Raw genomic sequence first — 22764 nt, 5'->3', positions numbered from 1 at the left:
AGGGTCAGTTGTACTTGTTGCGCCCAGCCATGACACCACCATCGACATCCCAGATGGCGCCGGTGCCCCAGGAAGCCTCGCTCGACAACAGATGGGCAATGGGCCGCGCGACATCCTCCGCGCGGCCCACGCGGCCAAGCGGATGGAAGCCGTTGAACTCCTGGAGCGCACTGGGGACCTGCTCTTTCGGGATGAAGCCCTCGGAGATGGGGGTCTCGACGACGGCGGGCGAAACCGCGTTGACGCGGATGCCATGGCCAGCCAACTCCATCGCCAGGTGCTGCGTCAGCGGATGAAGCCCTGCCTTCGCCATCGAATAGGCAGGGGAGAGCGTGGCCTGGATGGCCTGCCGGCCCCACATCGAGCCGATGCGGATCAACAACTCCGCGTCGGTGCTCCGGGCGGCCGTCGACGGACAGGGCGTGGCGCTGGCCCGCAGCATCATGGCGCACGACGACCTCGCGGCCGGACGGCTCGTGCGCCTGTTCCCGGAGGTCGAGTTCCCTTCCGTGCTCGCCTACTACGTCGTCTACCGGCCCGAGTGCGCCACGCTCCCGAAGCTCGTGGCGTTTCGCGACTGGCTCATTCGCGAGGCGTCCGAGCGCCAGGCCCCGACGAGCAGGACCTAGCGATACACCGGCGCGGACAGCACGGGCGGCACCACCGGCGCGGACGCCGTCACCTTCGCCCTGGCGCGCCACACCAGCGGCGTGAGCGCCCCCACCAGCACGAACACCGCCTGTACCGTGTGCGCGAGCAGCGAGATGGACATCGCCTTCGCCGCCGTCGTCCCCATCGCGCCCGCCGCCAGCGAGAACATCCCGTCCGTCACGCCCACCTGCCCGGGCACCAGCGAGCCCATCGCCAACGCCACCAGGTAGAGCCCCTGCGTGAACAGCGCCTGCACCACCGTCGCGTCGATGCCCACCGCGTGCGCCAGCACCGCGTACTGCATCACCTGCAGCACACGGCTGCCGAGGAACGCCAGCACCGGCCGCCAGGGACACAGCCCTCCCGCGCAGACCGATGCCTGGAAGGCCTCCGCGTGCGTGCCCCACTTGCCGCAGCGCCTGCGCATCCACGCGCCCAGCCGCTTCGCCCGCAACCCCGCGCGCACGCCCAACGACGCGAGCAACAACACGACACCGTGCACCAGCATCGCCACCGTGAACGCGCTCCACCCCGTCATCAGGTACGCCGCCAGCGCGCACGGAAAGGAGATGAGCCCTCCCGCTCCCAATGAGGCGGACTGCGACGTGGCCGCCGCCGCCGTCGCGGACGCGCCGCCCGTGTACGGCGTCAGCAGCGTGGCCTTCGTCGCCTCCGCTGCCGCGCGGCCCGCGGGCGCCATGCTCGACACCGCGGTTCCAATCAGCTGCGCTCGCACCAACACCGACAACGGCACCTGCCTCGCACGCGCGCCATAGGACAGCCGCGTCGCCGTGGCGTCACACGTCTGCCGGCCCAGCTCGATGAGCACCACCCAGGGGAGCAGCGGCAGCGCCTGGGAGAGCGTCGTCTTCAGCTCACCGGCGCCGGCCTTGTGCACCAGGGTCCCCAGCATCCCCAGGCCGCCCAGCGCGAAGAGGGGTTTGAGCGCCGTGAGCAGCCTGCGCCTCCAGACACACGGTGGGGAGGAGAGCCCCTCCCCGACGGCGGTTCCCGGCCCGGCCAGCGCCCCTTCGTGGTGCACGTTGCTCACACTCGCCCTCCTCGCCCATCCCCACCCGCCCCACCGAGGGGTCCATTTCAGAACCTGTGCAGCCCCCGCCGCCATGGCGAGGCCTGATCGCCGACGGCCGGCAGCCTCCTTTCGCCCGCGTCCGCGGGTGGACAGAGCGCCGCGTCCTCGGGGCGGGAATGCGGACGGAGGCCATCCATCCACCAGCGGATGCACACCGCGGGTGGCGCGAAAGCGCACGCTCGGCAGCAGGGCGGAAGGCGGTTAGGGTGGCACCGCCTTCACAGCGCGGGAGCAATGCCATGAAAGCAGTGCGCTTCTCGGCCTTCGGGCCGCCCCCCGACGTCGTCCAGGTGGTGGAGGAGCCCCCCGCGCCGCTGAAGCCCGGCGAGGCGCGGCTGGCCGTGCTGGCCACGCCCATCAACCCCTCCGACCTGCTCACCCTCTCCGGCGAGTACGGCGTGCTGCCCAAGCTGCCCGCCACGCCCGGCAACGAGGGCGTGGGCCGCGTGGTGGAGGTGTCCGGCTCCAACGCCGTGGCCGTGGGTGACCTCGTGTTCCTCCCGCTGGGCGCGGGCACCTGGCGCACCCACCTCACCGCGCCCGCCGCGCCGCTGTTGCCCGTGCCGCCGGGCCTGGACCTGCTCCAGGCGAGCATGCTGCTCATCAACCCGCCCACCGCCTACCTGATGCTGCGCCAGTTCGTGACGCTCCAGCCCGGTGAGTGGGTAGTGCAGAACGCCGCCAACTCCGCCGTGGGCCGCTACCTCATCACCCTGGCCCAGGTGATGGGCGTGAGGACCGTCAACGTCGTGCGCCGCCAGGAGCTGGCCGACGAGCTGAAGGGCCAGGGCGCGGACGTGGTGCTGCTGGACACGGACGAGCTGCCCCAGCAGGTGCGCGCGGCCACCGGCGGCGCGAAGGTGCGGCTGGGCATCGACGCGGTGGGCGGCGAGTCCTGCCGCCGCGTGGGCGACTGCCTCTCCACCGGCGGCACGCTGGTGAACTACGGCGCCATGAGCGGCAAGGGCCCCAGCTGTCCGCGGCCGCCTCCATCTTCAAGGACGTCACCCTGCGCGGCTTCTGGCTGACGCGCTGGCTGCGCGACGCTCCGCGCGAGGAGCAGAACGCCACGCTCGCGCGCATGGCGGAGCTGGTCGCCGAGCGCAAGCTCCAGGCCCCCGTGGACGGCACCTACCCGCTGGAGCGCATCCAGGACGCGGTGAAGCGCGCGCTGGAGCCGAGCCGCAATGGGAAGGTCCTGCTCACCCCCAACCCCGCGGCGTGAAGCCCCCGCTGCTCACGTGAAGGAACGACGACCATGAAGCGAGTCGAAGGCAAGGTGGCCCTGGTGACCGGCGGCGCGGGGGGCCTTGGCGCCGCGTCCGCGCGGATGCTCGCGCGCGAGGGCGCGAAGGTGGTGGTCACCGACCGGCGCGAGGGCGAGGCCCGCGCGGTGGCGGAGGAGCTGGGCGACGCCGGCCTCTTCCTCCCGCTGGACGTCACCCGCGAGGACCAGTGGGTGAGCGCGCTGGCGCGCACGGTGGAGAGGTTCGGGCGGCTGGACGTGCTCGTGAACAACGCCGGCATGGGCATCGTGAAGGACGTGGAGGAGATGTCGCTGGACGAGTGGCGGTTCGTGCACTCGGTCAACCTGGACGGCGTGTTCCTGGGCTGCAAGCACGGCATCCGCGTGATGCGGGAGTGCGGGGCCCGGGGCTCCATCATCAACATCTCCTCCATCGCGGGGCTCGTGGGCGTGCCGCAGTTCCCGGCGTACTGCTCCAGCAAGGCCGCCGTGCGCATGCTGTCCAAGTCCGTGGCGCTGCACTGCGCGTACAAGGGCTATGGCATCCGCTGCAACTCCATCCACCCCGGCTACGTGGAGACCGCCATGGTGGAGGCGCTGGCCCAGGCCGGCGGCCAGGCGGAGAAGACGCGCGCGCGCATGCTCAAGGGCATCCCCGCGGGCCGCTTCGGCGAGCCGGACGACGTGGCCCACGCCGTGGTGTACCTGGCGTCGGACGAGTCCAAGCTGATGACCGGCGCGGAGCTGGTCCTCGACGGCGGCGCCACCGCGCAGTAGCCCGTCAGGCCCGCGCGGCGGCGCCCGGGGGAGTCACTCCCAGGGCGCCGTCAGCAGCTCCCCGAAGCGCATGCCCAGCTCCACGCGGCCCACCATCGCCTGCCCCCAGGCGTTCGCCTGCGCGGCCCAGGTGACGGGCGTGAGCCCCAGGGTGTCGAAGAGCTTCATCACGTCCCCACCCCGCTGCATCGCCTTGAGCATCCGCGCGTAGTCCACGAGCGTGGGGAAGGCGGACTCCGGGAAGACCACCTCGCGGTCCACGGGCTTGGGCGGCACGCGGGGCTGGAGCGTCACCAGCAGCTGCTGCGCCTCCACGCGGGCGAGCGTCTCCTGCTGCTCGCGCTCCGCGGCATGCCGGGCCTGGAGCTCCTCGGCGGCGCGGCGCTGGAGCTCCCGCTGGCGCTCCTGGTCGCGGCGGCGGGACTCGGCCACCTGCCGGTCGATTTCACGCTGCCGCTCGCGCTCCTGGTCCTCACGCCTGCGCTCGCGGCGCTCGCGCATCATCCGCAGCGCGTCGTGCGTGTCGTCCAGGAAGTCGCGGTGGACGTTCGACTCCTCCGTCGGGGATGGCGTGGAGCGCACGCGACCCTCGAACGCGGGGAGCCAGGCCTCGAAGTGCTCCAACTCTCCGTCCAGGACGTCGAGGACGCGGACGTCGCGGGACTCCAGGCCGTTGCGCAGCGCCATGGCGCCCTTGGACACGGAGAGGGAGGCCGTGCGCGGGCGCGTGCCCACCCGCTCCTCGGCCGCGTCCCAGAGCGCGCGCAGCCGCCGGGGCAGCGCGTCCGCCGGGACGTCGCGAAGCAACTGCTCGGTCTGGCGGTAGAGGCCTTCCGGATCCACCCGCCACCACGTCAGGAAGCGCGCGAGCGCGTCCGGCTCCACCTCGCACTGGTGCTCCCACAGGCGGTCGCGCCACGCCGCGAAGGCGGTGAGCAGGGCCTCGCGCTCGGCGGGATGGGACTGGAAGCGCCGCCACACGGCCTCGACGAGCAGCTCGCCGCCGGAGAGCGAGCGCCAGGAGCGCACCACGCGGGACAGCGGCGCCACCAGGAGGTGCTGGCCCGGGCCCTCCCAGACCGCCATCAGCAGCCGGCCGGGGTGACCGGGGTCGGGGTGCTTCTCCGTGCTCCGGCTCTCCGGGACGAGGCCCAGGTGCCGCGCCCGGGAGGGGAACATGATCACCGCCTCCAGCAGGGCCTCGCCGCTGTGCGGGTCGCGCGCCCAGTCGTTCAGCCGCCGCTGCTCATCCACCCCCGAGTGGTGGAGGAACCGCGCGAACGCGGAGTCGCCGAAGCACGCGGCGCGGTCCTTCGCCGTGCCCCGGTCGATGGCGTGCACGGTCTCCTCCAGGAAGGCCCACATCGCCTCGGACTCCTCCTCTTCGGGAGGCTCGGGGTCGTCGCGGGGAGGCGTGGCGGCCCAGGCGAAGAAGTCGAGCGCGGTCTCCGCGGGCAGCTCCCCCAGCGCCGAGCGCGCCCAGCGGGCCCAGCGCCGCTGGTCCTCCAGCCCCCACTCCCGGAAGGAGCGCTGCTTCGCGAAGGAGAGCAGCTCCCGCGCGAGCGAACCGACCGTGCGCAGCGACACGGTGAGCAGCGCCTCCAGGGCGCCCTCCGGAGGCGGCGAGGGGAGCGCGTGGAGGACCTCCTTCGCGAAGGCCGCGTCCCCGTCCCGCTGCAACCGCGTGAGCAGCCGGCGCGAGCCCCACGCGCTCAAGGTGCGCTGTGCGAAGGCGGCGAGGTCCGCGTCGGAGGAGTCCAGCGCCTGGGAGACCTCCAGCTCGTCGCGAAGACACAGGGCGCACTCGAAGCGGACGTCGGGGTCGGAGCCATACAGGCCCTGGTGCAGCGCCTCGGAGACGCGCTCCGGCGGCGCCTCATGCGACGCCCGGGTCCAGGCGACCGCGGCACGCGCGGACAGCTCGGGCACATGGAGCACGCCCAGGGCGAGGCCGCGGATCCGCTCGCGCTCCTCGGCGCTCAGGCGCGGAGAGAGGCCGTTGCGCCAGCGGGTCATCGCGATCATGGCCTCCACCGCCATGCGGCCCTCGCCGTGCAGCACCTGGTTGCTCACGGAGAAGCGCGCCTCCCGCGACCAGGTGCCCTGGTGCACCCACGCGAGCGCGGCCAGCAGGCGCAGGGTGGGATCCGGAGACTTGCTCGCCAGCCACTCGACCGAGTCCGGCATGGGGCTGAAGGGCGCGAGCATCTCCTCCAGGGCCGAGTCCTCGATGGGGAGGATCAACGCCCAAGCGTCCTCCAGGTCCCGCACGAAGCCGCGCTGCACGAGGTGGCGCTCGATGCGCACGGCGTCCTCGGCGAGGCGCTGCACCGCGCCCCACTGCCGTGCGTAGCGCGCCTCCAGCAGCGCCACCTGGGCAGGCTCCAGCGCGGCGGTGCGAGCCGCCAGGGCGAAGCGGTCCACGCCAGACTTGAACAGCGCCCGCGCGGAGCCATAGCGCTCCGGCGGGATGGCACCACAGAGGCAGTGGGGGCACGCGGCATCAGCAGGGATGAAGCGGATGCACCCGGGGCAGCGCACCTCGGCGCCCAGGCGCACGCCGCTGTCGAGCGGGGCGGACATGCCGTGTGTCTACCCCGGCCTGGGGGTGTCGCGCACGGCCCGGCTTCCTCCCAGCGGCTCCGGGCGGCCTGCATCGCGTCGAAAGCCCCGTGGTCGCCCGGGTCCGAGCAGGACTTGCCTTCAAGCCTGTGGGCCCCGGCGCTCGCGCCAACGAGGACGAAGCAACGAGACAAGCGGGCAACCACCAGCCATGCCCAGGCCGTCCGCATGGCATTCCAACCTGGGCGATGGATGCGCGGGTGCCGGAGGAGCGGTAGAAGGACGCTCCGATGAGCACGCCCGACGAAGCACGCCGCGCGTTGGAGGCCGTCTACGCCCGCGTGGAGGCGCGCGCGGCGGACATCTCCGGCACCCATGACTGGTGGCCCTGCCGCCGGGGGTGCGACCACTGCTGCCGCCACCTGGCCGCGCCGCTCCCGCTCACGCAGCTGGAGTGGAGCTACCTGGAGGAAGGGCTCCAGCAGCTGCCCGCCGAGACGCTGGAGGAGGTCCGCGCGCGCGTCGACGCCCTGGCTCACCAGGAGGCCCGCCCGTACACCTGCCCGCTGCTGGACCGGGAGACGGGCGCGTGCCGCGTCTACGCGCACCGGCCGCTGGCGTGTCGCTCGTATGGCTTCGCCGTCACGCGCGACGGCGGCCTCTTCTGCCACTTCATCCTGGACCTGGTGGGAAGGCACGGCGACGGGGACATCGTCTGGGCCAACCAGGACGCCCTGGAGGACGCCGTGGCGCGGCTGGGCGGCCCCTCGCGCCCGCTCCCGGCTTGGTTCACGGAGATGGCGCGCCGCGAGCCGTGAGCGTCCGACACCCTCATGAAGAGCAGCACGTCCTTGCTCGCCACATGGCGGTGCCGCGCCCCGCGAGGCCCCCGGCCCCCGGGAGCGCCCCGCGTCAGACCCGAGGAGCGCCAAGTCCTGGGCCCGCGGCAACGAGGGGGTAGCCCGGGCCCTCTCCGTCCGCCGGTGGGGAGGTGCCCAGGCGCGCGAGCTGGCGGCGTCCGTGCCCCTGCTCACGCAACAGCAGCAGCTGGACCTCCTGCGCCGGCTCAGCGTGGCCATCAACGAAGGCCCGCTGGAGGTGGAGACGCACGGGCCGCTCTTCTAACGGGCGCGGCGGCTACCGCGCCTCTGGCTGCGTGGGCACCTTCAGCTCCCCGGAGATGATGAGGGCCCGGAGCGCCTCCACGGTGCGCAGCGCCTCCTCCTTGCCCGGGAAGTCCAGCCGCACGGGCGCCAGCCCCATGCCCCCCTCCTTCAAACCGAGCGAGACGTTGCCGCCCTGGAAGCGCCCCTGGCGCTGCTCGCGGATGGCCTCGTACACCACCAGGTCCACGTGCTTCACGACGGCGGACAGCACCGCCTCCGGCGCCAGGTGGGACGGGTCGGAGTCCACGCCAATCACAGACACGTCCTTGCCCGCCCCCCGCGCCTCCTTCACCGCCTGGATGGCGCCCAGGCCGTCCACGCCGGCCGCCGCGAAGAGGACGTCGGTGTTCTTGAGCAGCAGGTCCTGCCCCACCTGCTTGCCCAACGCGAAGTCGGTGAAGCTGCCGGTGTAGTTGACCCGCACCGTGGCGCCCGGGTTCGTCGCGGCCACGCCCGCGCGGAAGCCCGCCTCGTAGCGCTGCACCAGGGGAATCTTCATGCCGCCCACCATGCCCACCTGGCCCGTCTTCGTGACGAGCCCCGCCAGGGCGCCCGCGAGGAAGCAGCCCTCCTCCTCGCGGAACACCACCGTGCGCACGTTGGGCAGCGTGATGACCTTGCCCTGTGCGTCCAGCAGCGGGCTGTCCACCAGCAGGAAGGGCAGGGAGGGATTGCGCCGGGCCACCGTCTCCACGGCGTTCTCCAGCATGAAGCCCACGCCCATCGCCAGCGACACGCGCTGGTCCGCGAGCAGTTGGAGGTTCGGCTCGTAGTCCTCCGCCACGCGGCTCTGGAGCACCACCGGCGTGACGCCCAGCGGGAGCATCTCCCAGCCGCGCGCTGACAGGTCCGGGGCCAGCGAGACCTGCCGCTCGGACGCGGTGGCCTCCTGGTAGCCGGCCTTCTCGTACTTCACCCCCGCCGCCCACAGCTCCAGCCCGCGCAGGGCGGAGTCGTTGAAGGCGTGGTCACCCCGGCCGCCCAGCCCCAGCACCAGGCCGATGGTGGGCTTGGAGGGCGCGGCCGGCGCCTCCTTCTTGCAGCCGGTGGCGGCCGCCAGCAGACACAGGGCGAGGGAGGCGATTCGGTGGCGCGGGCTCATGAGCCCGCGAAATGTATCACGCGGCCTTCCAGCGCCTCAGGCGTCATCGCCATCCATGCCAATGGAGCGCTTCGCCTTCACGGCCTCGATGACGGCCGCGCGGAGGGACCCGCGTCCCCGCCTCGACGCGGGCTCGGGGGAAGGCCTGGGCAACCCCACCTCCCTGGATGACGCCTGGAGGCGTTTCATGGGGGCGCGGCCTGCGTGCCCACGCGGCGCGGCGGTAGGCTGTCCGCCATGACCTACCGACGCGCTCCGGTGAAGGCTCCGCGACTCTCAGGCATGGCCCTCAAGGCCATGGTCAACACGCTGGAGCGGGGCGGCGTGGGCCCCGCGCTGGTGGAGAAGCTGATGCGGGACAGCGGCATCGAAGCATGGCGCGCGCTGACCGCCGGGGATGCCCCGCCCATCCAGTACCCCCTGCCTCCGGGTGCGCCCGCCGCTGAAACACAGACACCGCTGGAGCAGGCCGCACGCGCGGTCGCCGCGTCGGCCGTGACGCCGGAGCGGGAGACGGTCGCGGCGTTCGCTCGCGCCTACCGCGATGGGCGCACGGAGCCGGTGGCCGTGACGCGGAAGGTCCATGAAGCGATTGAACGAATGGACAGCGGCGCGGACCGCCTGGGCCTCTTCATCGCCCGCAAGCCGGAGGAGGTGCTGCGGGCGGCGGAGGCGTCCGCGGAGCGGCTGCGCGAGGGCGCACCCTGGAGCGTGCTCGACGGCGTGCCCGTCGTCATCAAGGACGAGCTGGACGTGGCGGGCTTCCCCACGACGCTGGGCACCACGTTCCGCACCGAGCCGGCCCGGAGCGACTCCACGGTGGCGGCCCGGTTGAAGGCCGCGGGCGCCGTCATCCTGGGCAAGGCCAACATGCAGGAGATTGGCATCAACCCCATCGGGTTGAACCCGCACCACGGCGCCGCGCGCAACCCGTGGAGCCGGGGACACATCACCGGCGGCAGCTCCAGCGGCTCCGGGGCCGTGGTGGCGGCGGGCCTGTGTCCGGCGAGCATCGGCGCGGACGGCGGCGGCTCCATCCGCATCCCCGCCGCGCTGTGCGGCATCGTCGGGCTCAAGGCCACGTGGGGCCGCATCCCGGAGACGGGCGTGCCGCCGCTGTGCTGGAACGTGGCGCACGTAGGGCCCCTGGGCCTCACCGTCGACGACGTCGCGGCGGTGTATGCGATTGTCGCCGGGCCTGATGGACACGACGTCGTCGCCCGACAGCAGCCACCGCATCACCTGTCAGGCTACGAGGACGGCGCGCTGAAGGGCGTCCGCCTGGGGATCTGCACGCCGTACTTCGAGGACGCGGAGCCGGACGTGGTGGCGCGGTGCCGCGAGGCCGTGCGCGCCCTCACCGACGCGGGCGCCACGGTGGTGGAGCTCCCCCCGCCGGACCTGAACACCATTCTCTGGACGCACAGCTGCATCATCCTGAGCGAGATGGCGGAGGCGATGCTGCCGCAGGTGAAGGCGCGCGCGTCGGTGTTCGGGCTCGACTCGCGCACCAACCTGGCGCTGGGGCGTCACTTCCGCGCCACGGACCTCATCCACGCGCTGCGGCACCGCCACCGGCTGACGCGCGAGCTGCTGGCGCTCATGGCGGACGTGGACGTGCTCGTCACGCCGACGACGGCGAGCACCGCGCCCGTCATCCCCGAAGCGACGCTCCCGGCCGGCGAGTCGAACCTGCCGGTGGTGGACGCGCTGATGCGCTTCATCCGCCTGGCGAACCTCACCGGCTGCCCGGCCCTCTCCGTGCCCGCGGGCTTCGACCGCGCGGGCCTGCCCGTGGGCGTGCACCTCACGGGGCGCCCCTACGAGGAGCACCTGCTGCTGCGCCTGGGCCGCGTGGTGGAGCGCGCGGCGGAGCACCGCACGCCGGGCATCCACGTCCGCGTCCTGGGCTGAGCCCCCCTCGCCAGGAGCTCGCCGCCCCAGGGTCACAGGGAGGCAGGCGCCTCTTCCACGCTCCGGACGCGGTTGGGACGGCGCTCGGGGACGGGCGCGACGCCGCCCTGCCACTCCCAGTCCACGCCATTCCACAGCTGCTCGCACCAGCGCAGGTCCGTGGCCAGCTCCCGCGCCTTGGCGCCATGGGCGATGAGCGCCCAGCCCAGCCGGGACTGCTTGCACTCGCCGCTCTTGAACTTCAGCAGCCGGCGCTGCCCCCGGGCCTCGGCGCGCTCCGCTTCCCAGAGCGCCTGGTTCCGCAGGCCGTCCCCCTGGGCATCCACCCCGTTCCACTCACACCACGCCAGCACGTCCTTCAGTCGAACCAGCTTCGATCCCCGGGAGAGTTCCGTCACGGCCGCGACAAGAAGGTCGGGGGTGATGACACGCATGCGTTGGGGCCTCCGGTACAGAGCGACGAAGGACTCCAACCTACAGCGTAGGAAGTCACGGAAGGCCTCAGCTCCTCCATGCGTTTGTCATGGTTCTGTCATGGATCAGGGCCCTGACGCAGGCAGGCAAGCGTCAGGGCCTCTTCGCCGGAGGCTGCGCCGGCGCGGGCGGTGTGGCGGCCTTGGCCTTGGAGTAGGTGGCGATGCGGTTCGTCACCTCGCCCATCAGGTCGTTGGGGATGGGGACGGAGAGGTTGTACTGGGCGATCTTCCAGCCGGACGCGTCCTTCACCAGCACGCCGCTGCCGCGCGCGGGGCCCAGGTTGGGCGTGTCCAGCGCCTCGTCGAACCAAGCCACCTGGCCGTCCTTGGAGAAGAACACGTTGCGGGACACCGACTGGAACGACCAGGCCTGGCCCTTCGTGAAGTAGGGCTTCGCCCAGGCGCGGAACTGGTCCACCGTCCAGCGCTCTCCCCCGTCCGTGCCCATGAAGACCGCGTCCGGCGTGAAGAACGCGAAGTAGCGCGCCTCGTTCGCCACCGCCGCCGCGCGGTGCCAGTCGTCCAGCACCCTGGCCACCGCGGCCTTCGGATCGGCCGGCGCCTGGGCCGGGGCCGGCGCCGCGACGGGGTTGGCGCCGAGCGCCAGCAACAACCAGGTGACGGATGCCATCGGGTTCACCTCGACGAAAGGGGGGTTCGCGGTATGAAGCGGCAGACATGCCCCCAGGTCAAGGCATGCGACACAAGGTGGTGGTGGCGTGGTGCTCGATAGTTTCCAGGTGGGCGCGGGTGACGTGCCCACGGTGATGCTGCACGGCTTCCTCGGGACGGGCCGCAACCTGCGCTCGCTGGCCGTCGCGTGGACGAAGGCGGATCCGCGCCGCCGCATCCTGCTGCCCGACCTCACCGGCCACGGCACCTCGCCCGCCCTGCCCCCGGACGCGGACCTGACCACGCTCGCGCGCGATGTCGTGGACACGCTCGACGCCCAGGGCTTCACGGGCCCCGTGGACTGGGTGGGCCACTCGCTGGGCGGCCGCGTGTCACTCGCCGCCAGCCTGGAGGCCTCCGAGCGCGTGCGCGGCGTGGCGCTGCTCGACATCGCGCCGGGCCCCGTGCCGCTGGACCTGTCGGAGAGCGGCTACGTGCTGGACATCCTCCTGAAGGCCCCGCCGCGCGCCGACAGCCGCAAGGCCCTGCGCGCGAGCCTCACCGGCAACGGCCTGTCCGAGTCGCTGTCGGACTGGCTCCTCATGAACCTCGCGCCGGACGGTGACGGCGTGCGCTGGCGCTTCGACCGCGACGCCCTCCAGCGCCTCCACCGCCGCGTCAACGGCGAGGACCTCTGGCCCGCCGTGGAGCGCCCCGTGCACCCGCCCCTGCGCTGCCTCCGGGGCGGGCGCAGCCGGTACGTGTCCGAGGAGAGCGCCCGGCGCCTGGAGGAGGGCGGCTGTCCCGTGGCCCTCCTCCCGGACGCCGGCCACTTCGTGCACGTGGACAGTCCCCAGGGCGTGCTCGCGTGGCTGATGGCGACCTGATGGAAGCGCACACCGTCCTGTTCGTCTTCATCGCCGTGGGGCTGGACGGGCTGGCCGGGCTCGCGGGCGGGGTGCTGTCCGAGCGCTGGCTCCAGCGGCGGCTGCCCGCGCTGGTGGCCTTCGCCGCCGGCACGTTGTTGAGCGCCGTGTTCCTGGAGGTGCTGCCGGAGGCGGTGGAGGCCCGGGGCAACACGGCCTTCACGTGGGCCTTCGCCAGCTTCGTCGCGCTGGCGCTCCTGGAGTGGGCGCTGGGCCACCACCACCACCACGCGGAGGCCGCCGCCGGCCACGCGCACGGCCCTCACGCGCACCCGGGCGCGCCCACGCTGCCGGCCACGCTGCTCGCGTCGGATGCGCTGCACAACGTGGGCGACGGCGCGGCGGTGGCGGCGGCCTTCCTCGTGTCGCCGGAGGCGGGCTTCGCCACCGCGTTCGCCGTCATCGTCCACGAGCTGCCGCAGGAGGTGGGCGACTACGCGCTCCTGCGCGCCGCGGGCTGGTCTCGCGCGGGGGCGCTCGTCGCGCTGGCGGGGGTGCAGCTCACCGCCGCGGCGGGCGCGGCGGGCGTGCTGCTGGGCACCCGGTACCTGCCGTCGCTCCAGGGCACGGTGCTGGCCATCGCCGGAGGCTCGTTCCTCTACATCGGCGCGGTGGACCTGCTGCCGGAGCTGCGCCGGGGCCCGGACTCGCGCCAGCGCGTGGTGGGCTTCCTCTGCGGGCTGCTGCTCATCGGCGGGCTGCACCTCGCGGAGGCCTTCACGGGAGGCCATGGCTGAAGGGCCGCGCCCCTGAGAGGATGGACGGCATGCAAGGAAAGACCGTGATTGTCACCGGCGCCTCCGCGGGCATCGGCGAGGCGCTGGCGGTGGCCCTGGCCGGCCGGGGCGCGAACGTGGCGCTGGCGGCGCGGGATGCCCAGGCGCTGGAGCGCGTGAAGGCGCGGTGCGAGGCCTCGGGCGGCAGGGCGCTGGCGGTGCCCACCGACGTGGGCGACCCGGAGGCGTGCCGCCGGCTGGTGGAGCGCGCGGTGGAGGCGTTCGGCGGCGTGGACGTGCTCGTCAACAACGCGGGCCTCACCATGCACTCGCGCTTCGAGGACGTGAAGGACCTGGGCCTCTACGAGCGCCTCATGCGCATCAACTACCTGGGCGCGGTGCACTGCACCTTCCACGCGCTGCCGCACCTCAAGGCGCGCAAGGGGTTGCTCGTCGCCGTGTCGTCGCTGACGGGCAAGACGGGCGTGCCCATGCGCACCGGCTACGCCGCCAGCAAGCACGCCATGCAGGGCTTCTTCGACTCGCTGCGCATCGAGCTGTTGGGCACCGGCACGGACGTGCTCGTGGTGTCGCCGGGCTTCGTGGCCACGGACATCCGCGCGCACGCGCTGGGCCCGGAGGGCCAGCCCCTGGGGCGAAGTCCCCGCGACGAGTCCGGCGCTACCATGGACGTGGACACCTGCGTGGCGCTCATCCTGCGCGCCATGGAGCGCCGCGAGCGCGAGCTGGTGATGACGCTCGCCGGCCGCGTGGGGCAGGTGCTCAAGCTGGTGGCGCCGTCGCTGGTGGACCGGCTGGCCGCGCGCGCCATCCGCGGCGGGAGGGCCTGAGCGCTACTTCTCCAGCCGCGACACCAGGCCCCACAGGCCGTCGAAGGTGGCGTTGCCCACCTGGTGCAGGCCGAAGCCCCAGAGGAAGGCGGTCATCCACGCGCCGGAGCCGCCCCACGTGGGCGCGAAGACGTCCAGCACCTGGAGCCCCAGCAGCACCGCGATGAGGGACATCATCCCCAGCACCGCGAGCTCCACCTTCCACAGGTCGCGCGAGCGCGGCAGGGGGATCCAGTCCAGGTTCACCAGCGCGTCGGTGCTCGCCTTGGTGGACGACGGCGGCAGCGGAGAGAGGTTCCCGCTGGCGGGCCCGCCGGGCAGCGGCGGTGGCGACGGAGGCGCCGCGGGCGGCTGCGAGAACGGGTCCAGCGTCACGGCGGTGGGGACGCGCTCCAGCGCCATCCGGCCGCCCATGGCGATCGCGGGCGGCGGGGCCGTGACGTGGCGCGCGAAGTCCTCGCGGGCCGCGCGGTACGCCGGCGCGGCCAGGTTCGCCTCGCCCTTGTCCAGGTAGGCGCGCGCCGCCGCCAGCCGCGCCTCCACCTCCGTCCGCCAGTCCGCGCTCGCGTTCAGCTCCCCGCCGGACTGCGCCTGGAGCTGCGTCAGCGCCTCCCCCATGTTGTCCACCAGCTCGCGCAGGTACAGCGCGTAGGCGGCCTGGTAGTAGAGGTACGCCTCGTCCACGCTGGAGTGCACGCGGGCGCGCGCCCGGGCCAGCTGCTCCCCCACGCGCAGGCGCAGCACCGCCCACTCCTCCTGCGTGAAGCCGCCGGGCAGCTCCTTCGCGGCGAGGGCGTCCTCCAGGTCCGTCACGAGGATCTCGAGGAACGCCTGGCGCGCGGTCTCCACCAGCCGGTGCGACGCCTCCAGGTCGGGGCCCGGCAGCTGCTGGCGCGCGCGCAGCACGTACAGGGGCAGCTCGCCCTGGAGCCGGCGGCTCACCGGGTCATCCCCGCGCTGGGAGGCCAGCGTCCGCGACTGCTGCTCCAGCTCCGTCAGCCGCGCCTCCAGCACCGCGCGGGCCACCGACTCCAGGTCGAGCGTGCGCAGCAGCTGCGCCTGCTCGGTGAAGTCCGCGGACGTGGCCTGATCATTCTGGAGCAGCGTCTCCACGGCCTTGAGCTTGCGCTCCGCCTCCAGCAGCGCCACGCCCTTGAGCCCCTCCAGCTGCCGCAGCAGGACCGACCAGAGGGAGAAGAGCTGGAGGCGCGCCTCGAAGAGCGCGAGCACGGAGTCCTGCACGACGAGCCCGCTCAGGGGGCGCTGGATGTCCGCGAGGAGCGCGTCCACCTGGCGGCGCAGCGACGCGGCCACGGTGGCCTCCTGCTCCAGCGGCCGGGCGGGCACCAGCGATTGCAGCTTCTGGCGCGCGGCCTCCGCGCGGTCGCGCAGGTTCACGCGCGGGCGCACGCGCTGCACGTAGAAGCGCACCGCCGCGGACGTCACCACGCCCAGGAAGATGAGGAACGCGCCGAACAGCGCGGGCGTCTTCACCCAGACGGTGAAGGCCTGCTCCACCGCCGCGCCCTCCGGCACGAGCAGCCGCACGGTGCCGGTGTACTCGCCGGACTCCGGCAGGTCGCCCACGTCCAGGCTGAGGAGGCCGGTGCCGTAGGCGGGCAGCTGGAAGGCGCCCTCCTTTCCCGGGCCCTGCGGCTGGCCGTCCGGCCCGAGGAAGGTCCACTTCGCGTCCTGCGCCTGCACGGGCGCCGTGCCATCCCCGGTGCCGCCCGCCTTGCGGTCCAGCTGCACCACCGCCGCGGGCCCCACCGCGCCGCCCACGCCCGAGGTCTCCCGGAAGGTGAGCCGCACCGTGGCCTTCCCGGAGAACGGCCCCAGCGTCCAGCCGCGCGCGGGGGCCACCGGGTAGAACTGCACCGTGGGCGCGGACGCCACGCGCTGCACGAGGAGCGGGGTGACCTCCCGCGCGCCGTCGCCCAGGAGCACCACGCGGCCGTGGTAGTCACCCGCGGCGGGCAGGTCCGCGGACAGCGTCACCACCACCGGCCGCCGCACGGAGATGGGCTGCTCCGCCGCGCCTTCCTCCGTGCCCACGCGCACCGTCACCGGCACCTGCGTGCCATCCGCCGCGAGCAGCGGATCCACCAGCACCGTCACCCGCGTGGTCTCCGCGCCCGCCTCGCGCGGCGCCTCCGGGGCGTCGGGCAGCAGGTCCACGCGCAGCACCGTCTCCAGGTGGGCGGTGGACGTGCGCAGGCGCACCTCGTTGCTGGAGGACAGGCCCGCGAGGCCGAAGCGCGGCGCCGCGCCCGCGAGCACGGGCAGCAACCAGAGCATGGCGCACGCCAGCGTCACGCCCGTGGGGCGCAGGACCTTCGCGGCCATGGGGCTTCGAGCGGGAAGGCTCATGCGCGCGGACGATAGCAGCCCCCTCCTCCGCGCTTGCATGCACGTCCAGGCGCGCGGCGCCGCGGCCCCGGCACAGGGGTGTAGCACCTCCGCCTCCTGGCTCGCGGTGGGCGGCGCGCCGCGCGCACCGGCCCGACGGCCGGACAGGTCCTGGAGGAGCGCGGCCCGCCCCCGTCACTCCCAGCCCAGGCGGCGCAGCACGCTGGAGGACAGGCTGGAGCGGATGGTGTCCAGGGGGATGCCCTCGTCGTCCTCGGCGGACTCGTGGCCGGGGCGCGGGTCTCCGCTGTGATGCAGCGCCACCAGCTCCAGGTCCGGCGTGAAGCACGGCGACCCGGACGAACCCGGGTGCGTGTTGGTGCAGTACGTGACGCGCGTGTGTGAGCGGTTGAGCGCCTGGAACGTGTCCAGCGCCACCTGCATGGGCCGGCCCTTCGGGTGCTGCACCACCAGCGCCAGCGCGCCGGGCTCGAACGCCGTGGGCGACGGCGGGGCCAGCGGGATGAACCCGCGCGGCCGGTCCCCCACCCGGTCCTCGCCGGGGGCGTCCTGGATCTGCAGGAAGGCGTAGTCCAGCTCGTCGCGCGTGGCCTCGCGCGGGCGCGGGTGCATCAGGTCCGCCGGGCTGTGCGGGCTCTGCGCCAGGCACGCCGTCACCGCGTACACCCGGCCGGGGTGCACCGCGATGCGGTCCGGCAGCACCTTCAGGTCGAAGCGCACGCGCAGCGCCTCCAGCAGCCGGTGCTCGATGACGTGCGAGTTCGTCAGCACCACGTCCGGCGCCACCAGGAAGCCCGTGCCGAGCGCGCGGCCCCCCTCCAGCTCCACGCGGCACACGCGCCGCGACAGCGTCGTCAGCCGGTCCCGCCAGGCCGCCGGCGACAGGGCCAGCCTGGACTGCTGGACGATGCGCGCCAGGGCACTGCCGGACACGCTGCGCTGCACGGAGGACAGGTAGCCCTGCAGGAACCGGCGGATGCGCGGATGGCCCGGCGCCGCCGCGTGCGCGCCGCGCACCAGCACGTCCGTCCACCCCTCCGCCTCCGCCGTGCGCACGAGCGCCCGGGCCCGCGCCGCCCCCTCCCGTTCGACGGGGGGCACCAGGCTGCGGCCGCATTTCACCTCGACCATCCGGTGGAGCTCCTCCACCGAGGTGAACGCGCCCAGGAGGGCGTGGGTCAACTCCTCCTGTTCGGAGCCTTCAAGCTCCATCCGTTTCCTCTCGCGATCACGCGCGGTCCGCGCCCGCCATGCGCCTAGCAGTGTACGCACGAGGGCCGCGATTGCACCGGGCCTGAAGCGCCTGGCGGCCGGGCCCCTGCCGCGATCCCGGCGCGCATTCCACCCGCCCCCCGGGCCGGACGGAAGGGGCCTGCACCGGCGCCGTGAGTGAGGAATGACCCCACGGCGCCGGAGGGCCTCAGCGCACCGCCCAGGTGGCGGGCGGCAGCGACGCGGTGAGGTCCGGCCGGCCGGGCACGTCCAGTCGCGCCGCGCCCGCCTGCAACGTCCCGGCGAGCGTGGGCAGCACGCGGAACTCCACCTGCACCGGCGCACCCTGCTCCCTGGGCGGAAGGTCCAGGGACACCGCGCCATCCCTCACATCCCAGGAGGTCACCTGGCCGGAGTCCACGAGCGCGGCCAGGCTCGCGGGGTCCACCTGCACGCCCGCGGGCAGGTCCTGCTGGAAGCGCAGCGGCAGCGAGGAGGGCGCCCCCACCTGGACCCGCACGTTCGTCAGCTGTCCCACGCGCGCCTCCTTCGGCCCCGTCACGGCCAGCTGCAGGCCCCCCCGGGCCTCGCTCTTCCACGGCACCGCCGCGGACAGCGCCAGCGAGAAGCCCAGCCCCGGCACCGCGGGCTCCGCGCGCACGGTCCACGCGTGCGTCCCCGCCGAGCCCGGCGCGGCGGCCTCCAGGGCCAGCACCTCGCGCAGCGCCTTCGTGTCGTAGGTGCCCTCCGTGACGACCTGCCCGTCGCGCGCCACCGTCACGCGCACCTGGGGCGGCAGCGGGTCCTTGAAGAGGACCAGCGCCGCGCGCAACCCCACGCGGTTGGCCTGCCCGTCCCCCCAGCCCAGGCCCGGCGTGTAGTGCGCGAGCAGCCAGGCGCCCAGGTCCGCGAGCGGCGCCTTCGCATCGCCCTGGAGGGCGAGCACCGCCATCGCCGTGGCCTCCGCCTCCGAGGGCACCTCCCCGTCCGCGCGCGCCGTGTCCGGCTCCACCGGCAGCCACGCGGTGCCGTCCGGCGCGGACTTGAGCGCCTCGCGCACGCGGGCGCGCAGGGTGTCCGCCACGCTGCCCTCCGCGGCGCCCTCCGCCAGCAGCACCGCCGCCGTGTAGCCGTCCTTCACCTGCGGCAGGTAGCGCTCGAAGACGCCGGACGCGCGCACGCTGAAGGCCGCCGCGCGCTGCCTGCCCTCCGGGGTGCCCTGCGCCGCGCGCACCGTGCGGGCGCAGTCCGCCGTCGCCACCAGCAGCCGCTGGAGCGGCCAGCCGTCACCGCCCTGGCAGGTGCCGTCCGGCCGCTGCGCCTGGGCCACCTGCGCCACCAGCCGCTCGCCCAGCCTCGCGAGCACCGGGTTGTCCGGGTGGGCCAGCGCGCCCTCCGCCAGCCGCGTCGCCACGTCCACCGACGGCGCCCGCGCCGCGCGGAGCACCCGCTGCGTCGCCACCAGCGCCAGCGCCTTCAGCGCCGCGGGGTCCGCCGTCTCGCCCAGCGCCTTCAGCAGCTCCGGCGCCTGGCCTGCGAGCAGCAGCGCGTACGCGTCCCCTGCCACGTCCACCGGCCGGCGCTCCACCGCCGCCAGCTCCGCGCGCACCACGCCCAGCGCGCCCGGGTACACCTGCAGGCGCACCCGCTCGCTGCCGGCCTGCGCGTCCGAGGGGCCCGCCAGGGACAGCGTGCGCGGCGCCGCCAGCGAGCCGCCGCGCGTCTGGACCACGGGCTGCCCGGTGGCCCACACGGCGAAGTCGCGCACCACCGCGTCCGTGTCCCCCAGCGCCGCGCGCACCGTCACCGGCCCCGCGCCCGCGGCCTTCACCGTCACCAGCTCCACCACGCTGCCGCGCGCGGGCACCCGCACCGTGCGCGCGCCGGACTCCACCTGCGCGCCCTTCACGTCCACCTTGAGCGCGGCCTCCACCGCCTTGTCGGTGGTGTTCACCACCTGCACCGGCAGGCGCACCGTGTCGCCCGCGCGCAGGAAGGGCGGCAGCACCGGATCCACGTAGGTGGGCAGCGTGCCCGCGAAGGACGTCACCGCCCCCGCCTGCGCGCCAGAGCGCGAGTGCGCGAGCGCCAGCACCCGCCACTGCGTCAGCCGGTCCGGCACGCGCACCGGCACCGTCGCCGCGCCGCTCGCGTCCGTCACCACCAGCGGCTCGAAGAGGAACGTCTCCGGGAACCACGCGCGGGTGGGCGCGGCCGCGCCGTCCTGGGCGCCGCCGCGGTCCTTCGCCGCCTCGTCCCGCTCCGGCTCCGGGGGCGCCGCCAGCTCCTCGACCACGGGCGCGGCGGCCATCGGGGCCTCGGCCCGCCCGCCCCCCATCGCCCCGCCCTCGTCGTCATAGGCGTTTGACGCGCCGAAGCTCTTCATCGCCTTGCGCTTCAGGGCCTCCGCCCCGCCGTAGCCTGGCGCGCTCAAGGTCATGGGCGCTGCATCGCCCGCGAGCGCGGCGGCGGACTGCCCCATGAGGCTGCGGACGCGGTCCCCCGCCACCACCGCGAACGACAAGATGCCCAGCACGAACCCCACCGCGAGGCCCACGGCCCCGGACAACCACGAGCGCGACTTCATGGCGCCTCCCGGGCGACCCACGCGCCCCAGTTCACGACGTCCTCCGGCAACCGCGTTCCGTTCACCACCACCGCGCGAGGATCCGTCAGGGCCAGCAGGTCCTCCGGCAGCCGCGACAGCCGCAGCTTGCGGCCGAACGCATCCGTCACCTTCTGCCCGCGCTGCTCGCACGCGGCCAGGGACTCCGCCCACAGCCGCGCGAGCCCCGAGGGGTCCAACGTCTCACCCGCGGGCGCGGTCTCCTCCCACTTGCGCGTGCGCGCGTGCAGCTCCGTCAGCACCGCGTAGAAGGGCTCCGTGAGCTCCGCGTCCGGCGAGAAGGGGCTGGTGGCGCTGGCCGTCACGGGCGTCTCCACGTCCTCCAGCGAGGGCACCGCCGTCACGCGCAGCAGCGCCGCCGCGGCCGCGTTCGCGCCCCGGATGCGCCCCATGGCCAGCGCCTGGCCGTCCAGCACGCCGAAGGCCGGCGTGGCCACCGAGGGCGACGGCCTCAGCCCGTCCAGCGCGTCCGCGTCCGGCAGCGGAGCCAGCTGGGACAGCGTCTCGTCCACGCCGAAGAGACCCACCGCCGCCTCGCCGTCCCTGCCGTCCACGCGCGTGCGGACCTGGAGGTGCGCCAGCTCCCCGGGCGCGTACGCGGGCTTGTCCGGCGACACCTCCACCGCCAGCGACGCGCGCGGCGCCACGTACACGCGCGCGGTCGCCGCCACGCCCTCCACCGCCGCCCACCCCTCGAAGTCCTGGGGCAGCGTGAAGCGCGCGGAGCGCGTGGCCGGATCCACCTTCTCCTTGAGCCGCGTCGGTCCCGCCACCAGCTCCAGGGTCGAGGGCAGCTCGCCCGTGAAGCCGGGGCCGCGCAGCAGCTCCACCTTCACGGGCTCGCCCGCCTTCGCCAGCACCGGCGTCGCGCGCAGGCGCAGCGGCGGCAGGCGCGCGGGGCGCAGCACGAGCTTCGTCTCCCCCATGTCCCGGCCGTCCCACTTCGCCCGGACCTTCAGCTCATAGCCCAGGAACGTGGTGGCCTGGGGCGGGCGGGGCATGCCGCTCCCACCGTAGGCGGGCTGCGCGCTGAAGCGCACCACGCCCATCGCCTCCGACGGTCGCCGCCCAGCCTGGAGGTCCGCCTGCGTCTGGGCCGGAACGCGGAGGCGGGCCAGGCGCTCCCTCATGCAGGCCAGCGTCGCCGCGGGCAGCGCGGCCTCGCCCGTGGGCTCCGACAGCCACGACAGCGCCAGCTCCGGCCTGTCCGCCCACCGCCGCCACGTCAGCGCGGCGGGCACGGCCACGACGCGGTCCAGGGTGGGCGGCAGGCACGTCCGCGCGTCCAGCACGGCGACCTTCAGTCCCTCGCCGAGGCCCTGGTCATCCCCCATGGCGACCACCGTGTTCCACCGCAGCGAGGGCAGGCCCGGCTCCATGACCTGGAAGCGCAGCTGGAGCATCCGCTCCGCGCCCGCCGGCAGCCCCTTCGCGCGCAGCGCCGACGCCATGCACGCCTCCAGCCCTTCGTCCGCGCCGGCCACGTCCAGCACCTGCCCGGACGCGCCCACCCGCACCGCGAAGTCCGTCACCGTCGCGCTCGCGGGGACGAAGCGCGCGCAGGGGTGCAGCGCGGGCAGCAGCCGCTCCAGCGCGAGCTGATCCTCCAGCGACGACGAGCCCGCCTGCGCGCTCAGCAGGTTCCTCGACGACAGCAGCGACACGGGCGGCGGACGCGGCGGCACGCGCACCGGCAAGGGCGGCACCACCACGTTCACCGCGGGGCCCGGGTCCAGTTGGAAGGCGGCCACGCCGTCCTCGTCCGCCACCGCGCTCACGCCCGGATCGCGCGGGTCCCACGCGCGCGTCACCGTCACCTCCGCGCCCGGCAGCACCTGGCCCGAGGCGGTGGTGGCGCGCAGGTAGACGCGGTTGCTGAAGCCCGCCACCAGCCCGTCCTCCAGCTCCGTCACGGAGGACACGGCCAGCGCGTCCTCGGACAGCAGGAGCGACACGCCGCCGCGCACCGGCTCGCCCGTGGGGTCCTTCGCCTCCAGGCTCGCGCTCAGCGTGACCTGCCCGCGCAGGTCCTGGGGCACGCGCGGCAGCGTCACGCGGAAGCGGCCGGCGGCGTCCGTGCGCGCCTTCGTCGGCAGCTCGCCCCGGAGCCACTCCGTCGGCGGAGGCCACGCGCCCGCGTGGCGCCACGCCAGCGTCACGTCCGTGTCCGCCACCGGCGCGCCGGACGCGTATGACACCTGCCCCGTCACCTCCGGCGCGTCGTTGGCGCGCCAGAAGGGCCGCGAGCTCTTCGCCTCCAGCCGCAGGCGCGGCAGCGTGAAGGGCTCCACCGTGAAGGTGGCGCCGCCGGAGGCGCCACCGCTGGTCCACGACACCGTCCACGTGCCCGTGGCCGCGCCCCGGTCCAACGGGAAGTCCCCCGCCACCACGCCCCAGGGGCCCGCGGGCGCGCGCTCCTCCAGCACCACCTCCCCGGAGGGGTCCATCACCGTCCACGTCCCCG

At 74.3% G+C, this 22764-nt stretch carries 18 protein-coding genes and 1 pseudogene; 9 read left to right on the top strand and 10 right to left on the bottom strand.

Annotated elements, in window-relative coordinates; all coding sequences use genetic code 11:
* Positions 1 to 4: 4 nt before the first annotated feature.
* Positions 5 to 379 (bottom strand): annotated as a pseudogene (locus tag U8525_RS02425) (SDR family NAD(P)-dependent oxidoreductase); the annotation flags it as partial.
* On the opposite strand from U8525_RS02425, the gene U8525_RS02420 reads away from it, so the two are divergent.
* Positions 342 to 629: a LysR substrate-binding domain-containing protein gene (locus U8525_RS02420; protein ID WP_374260595.1), complete on the top strand. Its 288-nt coding sequence runs from the start codon at positions 342 to 344 to the stop codon at positions 627 to 629. The pseudogene U8525_RS02425 and the gene U8525_RS02420 sit on opposite strands and share 38 nt — an antisense overlap.
* Here U8525_RS02420 and U8525_RS02415 read toward each other — a convergent pair.
* Entirely contained in the window at positions 626 to 1702 is a 1077-nt protein-coding gene (locus U8525_RS02415; protein ID WP_374260594.1) for a lysylphosphatidylglycerol synthase domain-containing protein, read from the bottom strand. The two genes, U8525_RS02420 and U8525_RS02415, sit on opposite strands and share 4 nt — an antisense overlap.
* Before the next feature lie 281 nt (positions 1703 to 1983).
* Here U8525_RS02415 and U8525_RS02410 point away from each other — a divergent pair, with 281 nt between their 5' ends.
* The 3 genes from U8525_RS02410 to U8525_RS02400 are packed head-to-tail and all read left to right on the top strand — an operon-like array spanning position 1984 to position 3767.
* The gene (locus U8525_RS02410; protein ID WP_374260591.1) at positions 1984 to 2772 is read left to right on the top strand and encodes a zinc-dependent alcohol dehydrogenase family protein; all 789 of its coding nucleotides are present in this window, start codon (positions 1984 to 1986) and stop codon (positions 2770 to 2772) included.
* 53 nt (positions 2773 to 2825) lie between these two features.
* The gene (locus U8525_RS02405) at positions 2826 to 2969 is read left to right on the top strand and encodes a hypothetical protein (protein WP_374260589.1); all 144 of its coding nucleotides are present in this window, start codon (positions 2826 to 2828) and stop codon (positions 2967 to 2969) included.
* A gap of 33 nt (positions 2970 to 3002) precedes the next feature.
* Positions 3003 to 3767: a glucose 1-dehydrogenase gene (locus U8525_RS02400; protein WP_374260587.1), complete on the top strand. Its 765-nt coding sequence runs from the start codon at positions 3003 to 3005 to the stop codon at positions 3765 to 3767.
* A gap of 33 nt (positions 3768 to 3800) precedes the next feature.
* Here the strand turns inward: U8525_RS02400 and U8525_RS02395 are convergent, their stop codons facing one another.
* A complete protein-coding gene (locus U8525_RS02395; RefSeq protein ID WP_374260584.1) occupies positions 3801 to 6350 on the bottom strand; it encodes a hypothetical protein in 2550 nt (849 codons plus the stop codon).
* 269 nt (positions 6351 to 6619) lie between these two features.
* Between U8525_RS02395 and U8525_RS02390 the strand changes: the two genes are divergently transcribed.
* Positions 6620 to 7147 carry a YkgJ family cysteine cluster protein gene (locus tag U8525_RS02390; RefSeq protein WP_374260581.1) on the top strand — a complete coding sequence of 176 codons (528 nt, stop codon included), beginning with the start codon at positions 6620 to 6622 and terminating at the stop codon, positions 7145 to 7147.
* A gap of 319 nt (positions 7148 to 7466) precedes the next feature.
* On the opposite strand, the gene U8525_RS02385 is transcribed toward U8525_RS02390, so the two are convergent.
* Positions 7467 to 8597 carry a BMP family protein gene (locus U8525_RS02385; protein WP_374260578.1) on the bottom strand — a complete coding sequence of 377 codons (1131 nt, stop codon included), beginning with the start codon at positions 8595 to 8597 and terminating at the stop codon, positions 7467 to 7469.
* Between the two features lie 237 nt (positions 8598 to 8834).
* On the opposite strand from U8525_RS02385, the gene U8525_RS02380 reads away from it, so the two are divergent.
* Positions 8835 to 10511 carry an amidase gene (locus U8525_RS02380; RefSeq protein ID WP_374260575.1) on the top strand — a complete coding sequence of 559 codons (1677 nt, stop codon included), beginning with the start codon at positions 8835 to 8837 and terminating at the stop codon, positions 10509 to 10511.
* Between the two features lie 32 nt (positions 10512 to 10543).
* Here U8525_RS02380 and U8525_RS02375 read toward each other — a convergent pair whose 3' ends face one another.
* Positions 10544 to 10945 (bottom strand): hypothetical protein, encoded by a 402-nt coding sequence (locus U8525_RS02375; RefSeq protein WP_374260573.1) that lies wholly within the window; start codon positions 10943 to 10945, stop codon positions 10544 to 10546.
* Between the two features lie 133 nt (positions 10946 to 11078).
* Positions 11079 to 11618 carry a nuclear transport factor 2 family protein gene (locus U8525_RS02370; RefSeq protein WP_374260570.1) on the bottom strand — a complete coding sequence of 180 codons (540 nt, stop codon included), beginning with the start codon at positions 11616 to 11618 and terminating at the stop codon, positions 11079 to 11081.
* 88 nt (positions 11619 to 11706) lie between these two features.
* On the opposite strand from U8525_RS02370, the gene U8525_RS02365 reads away from it, so the two are divergent.
* From U8525_RS02365 to U8525_RS02355, 3 genes are read left to right on the top strand one after another with little or no spacing between them, the layout of a single operon-like run.
* Positions 11707 to 12486, top strand: coding sequence for an alpha/beta fold hydrolase (locus U8525_RS02365; RefSeq protein ID WP_374260567.1), 780 nt, complete (start codon positions 11707 to 11709; stop codon positions 12484 to 12486).
* Positions 12468 to 13262: a ZIP family metal transporter gene (locus tag U8525_RS02360; protein WP_374260565.1), complete on the top strand. Its 795-nt coding sequence runs from the start codon at positions 12468 to 12470 to the stop codon at positions 13260 to 13262. Before U8525_RS02365 ends, U8525_RS02360 begins: the two co-directional genes overlap by 19 nt.
* Positions 13263 to 13282: 20 nt before the next feature.
* The gene (locus U8525_RS02355; protein ID WP_374260562.1) at positions 13283 to 14092 is read left to right on the top strand and encodes an SDR family oxidoreductase; all 810 of its coding nucleotides are present in this window, start codon (positions 13283 to 13285) and stop codon (positions 14090 to 14092) included.
* Between the two features lie 3 nt (positions 14093 to 14095).
* Here U8525_RS02355 and U8525_RS02350 read toward each other — a convergent pair whose 3' ends face one another.
* The 4 genes from U8525_RS02350 to U8525_RS02335 all read right to left on the bottom strand — a co-directional run.
* A complete protein-coding gene (locus U8525_RS02350) occupies positions 14096 to 16438 on the bottom strand; it encodes a hypothetical protein (protein ID WP_374260560.1) in 2343 nt (780 codons plus the stop codon).
* A gap of 198 nt (positions 16439 to 16636) precedes the next feature.
* On the bottom strand, positions 16637 to 17674 hold the full coding sequence (locus U8525_RS02345; RefSeq protein ID WP_374260558.1) for a trypsin-like peptidase domain-containing protein: 1038 nt from the start codon (positions 17672 to 17674) through the stop codon (positions 16637 to 16639).
* A gap of 208 nt (positions 17675 to 17882) precedes the next feature.
* Positions 17883 to 20261 carry an alpha-2-macroglobulin family protein gene (locus U8525_RS02340; protein ID WP_374260556.1) on the bottom strand — a complete coding sequence of 793 codons (2379 nt, stop codon included), beginning with the start codon at positions 20259 to 20261 and terminating at the stop codon, positions 17883 to 17885.
* The coding region (locus tag U8525_RS02335; protein WP_374260553.1) for a hypothetical protein at positions 20258 to 22764 on the bottom strand (2507 nt) is incomplete at its 5' end. The genes U8525_RS02340 and U8525_RS02335, both read right to left, overlap by 4 nt.

It is taken from the genome of Corallococcus sp. RDP092CA, from assembly GCF_041903675.1.
Classification (GTDB): domain Bacteria; phylum Myxococcota; class Myxococcia; order Myxococcales; family Myxococcaceae; genus Corallococcus.
Note: the sequence above shows the minus strand (reverse complement) of the source record. Positions and strands in the feature narration are given on the sequence as shown.